The sequence below is a fragment of the Geobacillus sp. WSUCF1 genome (assembly GCF_000422025.1).
GTDB lineage: Bacteria > Bacillota > Bacilli > Bacillales > Anoxybacillaceae > Geobacillus > Geobacillus zalihae.
The window spans coordinates 1-8022 of record NZ_ATCO01000289.1 but is presented as its reverse complement, the minus strand read 5'-3'; the positions used below and the strand labels follow the sequence as shown (position 1 = coordinate 8022).

General features: G+C 54.1%; 10 protein-coding genes and 3 pseudogenes. All 13 read left to right on the top strand.

From position 1 onward, the window contains the following. A partial coding sequence (locus I656_RS19610) for a hypothetical protein (protein ID WP_235048682.1) occupies positions 1–284 on the top strand: 284 nt, incomplete at its 5' end. Between the two features lie 179 nt (positions 285–463). Beyond that, positions 464–1524: pseudogene (locus I656_RS0117255) on the top strand (M24 family metallopeptidase). A 27-nt stretch (positions 1525–1551) separates the two neighbouring features. Beyond that, positions 1552–2109: an elongation factor P gene (gene efp / locus I656_RS00090; protein ID WP_011231892.1), complete on the top strand. Its 558-nt coding sequence runs from the start codon at positions 1552–1554 to the stop codon at positions 2107–2109. Between the two features lie 176 nt (positions 2110–2285). After that, entirely contained in the window at positions 2286–2567 is a 282-nt protein-coding gene (locus I656_RS00095) for a YqhV family protein (RefSeq protein ID WP_011231891.1), read from the top strand. A gap of 61 nt (positions 2568–2628) precedes the next feature. Continuing rightward, positions 2629–3548: pseudogene (gene spoIIIAA / locus I656_RS0117250) on the top strand (stage III sporulation protein AA). Beyond that, complete coding sequence (spoIIIAB, locus tag I656_RS00100) at positions 3545–4057, top strand: stage III sporulation protein SpoIIIAB (protein WP_020756965.1); 513 nt, start codon at positions 3545–3547, stop codon at positions 4055–4057. Before spoIIIAA ends, spoIIIAB begins: the two are co-directional and overlap by 4 nt. A gap of 15 nt (positions 4058–4072) precedes the next feature. Continuing rightward, on the top strand, positions 4073–4279 hold the full coding sequence (gene spoIIIAC, locus I656_RS00105; protein ID WP_011231888.1) for a stage III sporulation protein AC: 207 nt from the start codon (positions 4073–4075) through the stop codon (positions 4277–4279). A gap of 21 nt (positions 4280–4300) precedes the next feature. Continuing rightward, a complete protein-coding gene (gene spoIIIAD, locus I656_RS00110; RefSeq protein ID WP_012820577.1) occupies positions 4301–4687 on the top strand; it encodes a stage III sporulation protein AD in 387 nt (128 codons plus the stop codon). Positions 4688–4700: 13 nt separating this feature from the next. Continuing rightward, positions 4701–5864 (top strand): stage III sporulation protein AE, encoded by a 1164-nt coding sequence (gene spoIIIAE, locus I656_RS00115; protein ID WP_020756964.1) that lies wholly within the window; start codon positions 4701–4703, stop codon positions 5862–5864. A 10-nt stretch (positions 5865–5874) separates the two neighbouring features. Next, positions 5875–6486 carry a stage III sporulation protein AF gene (gene spoIIIAF / locus I656_RS00120; protein WP_015375379.1) on the top strand — a complete coding sequence of 204 codons (612 nt, stop codon included), beginning with the start codon at positions 5875–5877 and terminating at the stop codon, positions 6484–6486. A 7-nt stretch (positions 6487–6493) separates the two neighbouring features. Next, positions 6494–7126, top strand: coding sequence for a stage III sporulation protein AG (gene spoIIIAG, locus I656_RS00125; RefSeq protein WP_011231884.1), 633 nt, complete (start codon positions 6494–6496; stop codon positions 7124–7126). 23 nt (positions 7127–7149) lie between these two features. Continuing rightward, positions 7150–7701, top strand: coding sequence for a SpoIIIAH-like family protein (locus tag I656_RS00130; protein WP_020756962.1), 552 nt, complete (start codon positions 7150–7152; stop codon positions 7699–7701). A gap of 144 nt (positions 7702–7845) precedes the next feature. Continuing rightward, a pseudogene (locus I656_RS00135) lies at positions 7846–8022 on the top strand (acetyl-CoA carboxylase biotin carboxyl carrier protein); the annotation flags it as partial.

Here is an 8022-nt window from a genome sequence, read left to right as displayed (position 1 = left end):
CGACTGGGCATATGACGGCATGCTCTCCTCAAACAATGAACGCTTTGCTGGCAAATGACATTTGCCAGCCGGCGTTCTTGTTCGAGGGAAGAGACAGAAAAGCTTGTGTTCAGCCATATGATTCTGTGTTTTTTTATCAATTTGAAGTTTTCGAATTTGTAGCTTTTACTGAGCATTGGATCGGCGTGACGGAGGCAAGCAAAGGCTTGCCCTCGACAGTCGAAAAATCGATAAGTGGCTTTTCTGTCAAAGATATGTTAAACGTTTTGGTTGCACCTATATAGTAAAATAATGGATCATCAACACTTGTGTTTCACCATCAGTCCATGGCTGCTGCGGGCGCTGCGTGAAACTGGCGCGCCTACGAGGTCTTTCGCGTCATCCTGACCGCGAAGATTTTCTCCGCTCTCGACGCAGGCAGCCAAGGAGACGAGCACACTCTAAGGGAAGAGGAGACGGAAACATGGAAAAGCTGGAAAAGCTTCGGGAGCTTCTTGACGAGCAGCATATCGACGGGCTGTTAATCACAAACGGCTACAACCGCCGCTATTTGACCGGGTTTACTGGCACGGCCGGCGCTGTACTTGTCAGCCGTCAAGGGGCGGTGTTGGTTACGGACTTCCGCTACGTCGAACAAGCATCGAGGCAAGCCCAAGGGTTTGAAGTCGTCCAGCACAGCGGCCGATCATCGAAGAAATTGCCAATCAGGTGAAGCGGCTTGGCATCAAGAGGCTTGGCTTTGAGCAAGAACATGTCACCTATGCCGCATACAAGTCGTATGAAGAAGCCATCCGCGCTGAACTCGTGCCAACGTCTTGGCTCGTAGAAAAATTGCGCTTGATTAAGTCAGAGGCAGAGATTAAGATATTAAAGGAAGCAGCAGAAATCGCCGATGCGGCGTTTTCGCACATTTTGTCGTTCATCCGTCCAGGCGTTAAAGAAATCGAAGTGGCGAATGAGCTGGAATTTTTTATGCGCAAACAAGGTGCGTCTTCGTCCTCCTTTGATACGATCGTTGCCTCCGGCTACCGTTCGGCGCTGCCGCACGGGGTGGCGTCAGAGAAAACGATCGAGCGCGGCGAGCTCGTCACGCTTGATTTCGGGGCTTACTATAAAGGGTATTGTTCCGATATGACGAGAACGGTCGCCGTCGGCGACATTAGCGCGGAGTTGCGGACGATCTATGACATCGTTCTTGAAGCGCAGCAACGAGGCATGAACGGGCTCAAGGCAGGCATGACCGGCAAGGAAGCCGATGCGCTCACGCGCGATTACATCCGCGAAAAAGGGTATGGCGACTATTTCGGCCATTCGACCGGCCATGGGATTGGATTGGAAATTCACGAAGGGCCGACGCTTTCGTTCCGTTCGGATGTCGTGCTTGAGCCAGGCATGGTTGTCACCGTCGAGCCGGGCATTTACATCCCGGGGCTTGGCGGGGTGCGCATCGAGGACGATACGGTCATCACTGCTGACGGGAACGAAGCGCTCACCCATTCGCCAAAAGAACTGATCATTTTATAATGGATTGCGTGAGGAGGATTTCGGCTAATGATTTCAGTCAACGATTTTCGCACAGGACTTACGATTGAGGTGGACGGCGAGATTTGGCGCGTCCTTGAATTCCAGCACGTCAAGCCGGGCAAGGGGGCGGCGTTCGTCCGTTCGAAGCTGCGCAATTTGCGCACCGGCGCCATTCAGGAGCGGACGTTCCGCGCCGGCGAAAAAGTGAACCGGGCGCAAATCGACACACGCAAAATGCAATATTTGTACGCCAACGGCGACCAACACGTTTTTATGGATATGGAAACGTACGAACAAATCGAGCTGCCGGCGAAACAAATCGAGCATGAACTGAAGTTCTTGAAAGAGAATATGGAAGTATTTATTATGATGTACCAAGGCGAAACGATCGGCGTCGAGCTGCCGAACACCGTCGAGCTGAAAGTCGTTGAAACAGAGCCGGGCATTAAAGGTGACACCGCTTCTGGCGGCTCGAAGCCGGCGAAGCTCGAAACCGGCCTTGTCGTTCAAGTGCCGTTTTTCGTCAACGAAGGCGACACGCTCATCATTAATACGGCCGATGGCACGTACGTTTCGCGGGCGTAAGCGCAAGCCCGACAGGCACCGTCTCGGACACCTTCCGGGGCGGTGTTTTTTATGCGCAAAATGGGCGCCGTTTTGCTCTCCCCCATCGTTTTCCTCAGTAAAAACTTCTTCTGAAACGGCTTGTTTTCGCATACGTTTGTACTAATCGATCCCATTTGGCAAAACAGGAGGGGAACATGAAACATTGGCTGCGATCGATCGACCCGTCCGTTATGGCCATGGCTGGCATGCGGATGGTGTCCGCGTTCATTGAACTGAGCGCGGCGCTGTTGATGCTTGTGTTCAATGACGTGAAAAAAGCGCTTGCCGTTAATGCTGCGCTTGCTGTCGTCGGTCCAACCGTCATGATGGTGACCATGGCGATTGGACTGCTTTCGCTTGCGGACGAGCTCTCGTTTTCACGGCTTGGGCTTGTGGCGCTCGGGATCGCGCTCATTTTGTTCGCGATTTACAAGTAAGGCATAAACGGCGCATTCCGCCCATACATATGAACTAGTCCACAAGAAAAGGGGGAGGGCCATGGAAGCGGTGTGGGGAATTTTGCCGAAAACGGTCGCCGCCGCGTTGCAGCACCATCTTCCTTCATGCCGCCGCGGAATTGAAGAAATCCGCATCCGCGTCTCCCGGCCGCTTGAGGTGATCGTCGACGGAACGGCCCGATTGCTGCCGTATGAAGTGACGAAAGAAGACGGCGTGCATTTGCTCAACAAATTGAGTCATTATTCGATCTATGCCGTCGAAGAAGAGCTGAAGCGCGGATTTATGACGATTGAGGGGGGGCATCGCGTTGGGCTGGCCGGCAAAGTCATTACTGAAGGGGGCAAGGTGAAAGCGATCCGCGATGTTTCCTCGTTTAACATTCGCATCGCCAAGGAACAGATCGGCATCGCCGAGCCGCTGATTCCGTATGTGTACGACGGCCGCTGGCGTCATACGATGATCATCGGCTCGCCGCAGACGGGAAAAACGACGCTCCTGCGCGATGCGGCGCGCTTGATTAGCAGCGGGACGGGGCGCATTCCGGCGCAAAAGGTGGCGATCGTTGACGAACGGTCGGAAATCGCTGGCTGTGTGAAAGGGATTCCTCAGTTTTCGTTCGGCCCGCGCCTTGACGTGTTGGACGCCTGCCCGAAAGCGGAAGGGATGATGATGATGATCCGCGCGATGAGCCTGATGTCATGATTGTCGACGAAATCGGACGCGAGGAGGACAGCGAGGCAGTGCTTGAAGCGGCCAATGCTGGCGTCTCTGTATGGACGACTGTGCACGGCCGCAACATCCAAGACGTCTGGCAGCGTCCGACGCTCGGCCCGGTGATGGAACAAAAGGTGTTTGAACGGTTTATTGAGCTGACGAACATTCCCCATCCCGGCTCAATCCGACGCATTCTCGACGCTGGCGGAACGGTGCTGTATGAAAGGGCGGTGGTCCATCGATGAAATGGTTTGGCGCTCTGTTGATTCTCGCCGCCTCAACATGGCTTGGGTTTGCCGCCGCCCGCTTGTTGCACGAGCGGCCGCGCCAGCTCCGCCAGCTGAAAGCGGCGCTGAGGGCGCTTGAGGCGGAAGTGATGTATGGCCATACGCCGCTTGCCGACGCCGCTATGCATCTCGCCCGGCAAACGACCGCCCCGTTGTCCGAATTGTTCGAGCGGTTTGCCGCCGCGTTATGCACAGAAGAAACGAGCGCCGCCGAGGCATGGGAAAAAAGCTTGCGAGCCGTATGGGGAAAAACCGCTCTAAAGCAAGGAGAATTTGAAGTGATGAAACAATTTGGCGCCACGCTTGGCCAATACGACCGGCTCACCCAGCAAAGGCAAATCGCGCTGGCGCTCGCCCATCTTGAGCGGGAGGAAGCGGAAGCGCTAGACAACCAAGCGCGCTACGCCAAGATGGCGAAAAGTTTAGGCGTGTTGGCCGGCCTGCTGCTCGTCATTTTACTCATGTAGACAGGAGGCAGAATCATGGGCATCGATGTCGATCTCATTTTGAAAATCGCCGGCGTCGGCATCGTCATCGCGTTTTTGCATACGGTGCTCGATCAGATGGGGAGGAAAGAATACGCCCAATGGGTGACGCTGCTCGGCTTTATTTATATTTTGTTTATGGTCGCTTCCATCGTCAGCGACTTGTTCCAAAAAATCAAGGATGTCTTTTTGTTCCGCGGGTAGGAGGGATCGGCCATTGACATTTTGCAAATCGTCGGCCTCGGGTTGATCGCGACGTTTTTGGTCGTGTTGCTGCAAGAGCAAAAGTCGAATCTGGCCTTTTTGTTGACCGTGTTTGTCGGCTGCACCATTTTTCTGTTGTTGGTCGATCAAATCAGCAGCATTTTGGCGATGTTGCGAAAAATGGCCGAAGGCGCCCATATTCAGATGGTGTATTTAGAGACGATGCTGAAAATCATCGGCATTGCCTACATTGCCGAGTTCGCCGCGCAAATTTCCAAAGACGCCGGCCAAGGGGCGATCGCCGCCAAAATTGAGCTCGGCGGCAAAATCGTCATTTTGGCGCTGGCTGTTCCGATTTTAACCGCGATCATCGAAGCGGTCATCGGCCTCATCCCGTCGGCGCGCTAAAGGGGGGAACGGATTGAAGCGAACAGCGTTCCTTATTGTCGGGCTGCTTTCTCTCTTTTTTTGCCCGTTGGTCGTACAAGCCGCAAGCGATGGACCGTCGGTCAGCGAGCAGCTCGCTCAGCTCGATGTGAGCGATATCCGCCGCTATTGGGAAACGATCGTCAGCGAGTATGGCGGGTTTTTGCCGGAAAGCGAGAAAGGGCCGCTCACCGATTTTTTAAGCGGCGACAAGCAATGGTCGCCGTCCGAATGGCTGAAGGCGCTCGCCCGCTATTTGTTTTATGAACTGCAGGTGAACGGCAAACTGCTCGGCACGCTCATTTTGCTTGCTGTCTTCAGCACGGTGCTGCAATCGCTGCAAAATGCATTCGCTCAGCAGGAAGTAAGCAAAATCGCCCAGGCGGTCGTCTATATGGTGCTCTTGTTGATCGCCTTAAACAGCTTTCGCCTCGCGGCGGATTATGCGCTTGAGGCGGTGCGGACGATGAGCCATTTCATCATCGCCCTCGTTCCGCTGCTGCTCGCCCTGCTCGCCACTTCCGGCGGGGTCGCGTCGGCGGCGTTTTTCCACCCGATCATTTTGTTTGTGATGAACACCACCGGCACGGTCGTTGAATACGTCACCTTGCCGCTTTTGCTTCTGGCTGCGCTGCTTTCGGTCGTCAGCACGCTCAGCGACCGTTACAAGGCGACTCAGCTCGCCGATTTGCTCAACAAAGCCGCCCTCGGTTTGCTCGGCCTCATTTTGACCGTGTTCCTTGGCGTCATGTCCGTGCGAGGAGCGACAGCGGCCGTGGCTGACGGCGTGGCGCTCCGGGCGGCGAAATTTGTCACCGGCAATTTCATCCCGGTCGTCGGCAAGCTGTTCACCGATGCCGCCGATACGGTCGTCGCCGCTTCCATGCTGTTGAAAAATACGGTCGGGTTGGTCGGGGCGGCGATTTTGCTCATGATCGCCATCTTTCCAGCGGTGAAAATTTTCGCCATCGTCATCGTCTACAAACTATCGGCTGCTCTTCTGCAGCCGCTTGGCGGCGGACCGGTATTGTCCTGCCTCAACATCATCGGCAAAAGCATCGCTTACGTGCTGGCGGCGCTGCTCATTGTGTCGCTCATGTTTTTCTTAAGCCTCACCGTCATGGTGATGGCCGGGAACATTACGATGATGGTCCGCTAGGGGGAGCGCTATGCAGCTAGTCATTGAGTGGGTGACAAACATCATTTTGTTTTTGTTGTTTGCTATCATCATCGATTTTTTGCTGCCGTCGGGGACGATGCAAAAATACGTGAAAATGGCTGTCGGGCTTATGCTCGTTCTCGTGATGCTCGCTCCGGTACTCAGGCTCGCTTCCGTTGATCCCGAGCAGCTCATCGCGTCGGCGCTCGTCCATTTTTCCAACGGCCGTGCGGGGGAGGAGGCAATAAAAAATCAAATCGAACAGCAGAAAAAAGAAATACAAGCCTCGCAACGCGCATATATTTTAAAACAAATGGCTGTCCAGCTCGAAAACGATGTCAATGAGGAGTTGATGGAAAAGTATGGGCTGAAAGCGGATGTCAACGTTTACGCCAAGCCAGGCGACGACTGGCGCATGCCGGATGACATCAAGACGATTGAGGTCGTCCTTTCGAAACAGAAGTCAGCCGGTTCGGTGGAACCGGTTGTCATCGATACGACGAAGCCGCCGGCTTTGCCGGAGGGCGATGCTTCGCTGGCAGAGGAGGTGCGCGCTTTTCTCGCCGGCCGATGGGAAATCGATGAAGATAAAATTGACGTGCAATTTAGGGGGAGGGAATAGAGGGGGGATGTTGCCGCTCATCAAACGGCTCTTTTCTTCAGCGCCGAAAGACGGGGAAGGAGCACAGAAAAAATGGCCGTTTTCGTACGTCGTCGTCCTGCTGTTGGCTGGTGTCGCCTTGATGGCGGCAAGCCATTGGGCAAACAGTGGAGAGGAAGCCGAAGCGAAGCCTTCCGCCGGGCAGCCGTCCGCTCCAGCCGAGCCGGCATTCCTGGCAAGCAAGGAGACGAAAGAGAAAGTGATCGCCGCCTATGAGGAGCGGTACGAAAAAGAACTGAAAGCCGCTCTTGAGGCGATCGAAGGGGTGGATGATGTCACGGTCGTCGTCAATCTCGATTCCACGGAGTTGAAACTGTATGAGAAAAAGCGTTCGACTCAGCAGCAGACAACGGAAGAGAGCGACAAGGAAGGCGGGAAGCGGACGATCGAAAACGAGTCGACCAATGAAGAAGTCATCATTATTCATAACGGCGAAGAAGAAACGCCGCTTGTCGTCGCCACGAAAAAGCCGGACATCCGCGGCGTTCTCGTTGTCGCCAAAGGGGCGGATAATTTGCAAATCAAAAAATGGATCGTCGAGGCGGTGACGCGCGTGTTAAACGTTCCGAGCTACCGCGTCGCTGTCTTGCCGAAAAAATGACCGGGTAAGGGGAGGAGATCGGCATGTTGAAAAAACAAACCGTATGGCTGTTGACGATGTTGAGCTTGGTCGTTGTGCTGTCGGTCTATTACGTGACAGCTCCAAAAAATATGAACGACAGTCCGGCATTTACCGCCAATAAGAAAACGGAAAAAACAACCGATCAGCCGAGCGTCGCTGTCGAAGAGGCGAAAAAGCCGTCCGCGTCTGGCGAAACGGGCGACGACTTGTTTACAGCGCTGCGCATGAAAATTGAGGATGAACGGAGCCGGCTGCGCGATGAGCTGAACGCCATTGTCGCTTCAGCGAACGCGACGGCGGAAGAAAAAAGTGAAGCGCTCGACAAAATTGAAAAATTGCAAGCATTGTCCGAAAAAGAAGCAACGTTGGAGACGCTCATCAAATCGAAAGGCGGTTATGAAGACGTGCTCGTGCGCGCCGATGACAACCAAGTGCGCGTGACGATCAAATCGAAACAAAGCTCAGCTAAATCGGCGAATGAAGTCATTCATATGGTGAAAAAAGAAATACCCGATGCTGAATACGTGACGGTTGAGTTTCAGCCGGCTGGATGAACGCGCTGCTCTTTAGGGCAGCTTCTTTTTTTGCGGAAAAGTCTTTTGTTTGTCCTACTGTTGTGTGTATAATCGTTATGGACACGTTTAGGCACCGCCAGAAAGGAACGGGCTGCACGATACTTGGAGAAAGGTGTGAGATCGATGAAAATTCAAGAAATCCGTGAATTGATCCGCTTGGTCGACCAGTCCTCAATTGACGAATTCGTATACGAACAAGGCGAAACAAAAGTACATATGAAAAAAGGAACGGCTGCTGTCGCCGTTGCGTCGGCTGCGGCCGCACAGACGGCGGTCGCGCCGCCGGCGCTGCGTAGAACG

Bases quoted from the DNA above. Each gene is read 5' to 3' on its own strand.
- spoIIIAF (WP_015375379.1), top strand. From the start codon at position 5,875: ATGCAGCTAGTCATTGAGTGGGTGACAAACATCATTTTGTTTTTGTTG.
- I656_RS00130 (WP_020756962.1), top strand. From the start codon at position 7,150: ATGTTGAAAAAACAAACCGTATGGCTGTTGACGATGTTGAGCTTGGTC.
- spoIIIAC (WP_011231888.1), top strand. From the start codon at position 4,073: ATGGGCATCGATGTCGATCTCATTTTGAAAATCGCCGGCGTCGGCATC.
- I656_RS00095 (WP_011231891.1), top strand. From the start codon at position 2,286: ATGAAACATTGGCTGCGATCGATCGACCCGTCCGTTATGGCCATGGCT.
- spoIIIAG (WP_011231884.1), top strand. From the start codon at position 6,494: ATGTTGCCGCTCATCAAACGGCTCTTTTCTTCAGCGCCGAAAGACGGG.
- efp (WP_011231892.1), top strand. From the start codon at position 1,552: ATGATTTCAGTCAACGATTTTCGCACAGGACTTACGATTGAGGTGGAC.
- spoIIIAB (WP_020756965.1), top strand. From the start codon at position 3,545: ATGAAATGGTTTGGCGCTCTGTTGATTCTCGCCGCCTCAACATGGCTT.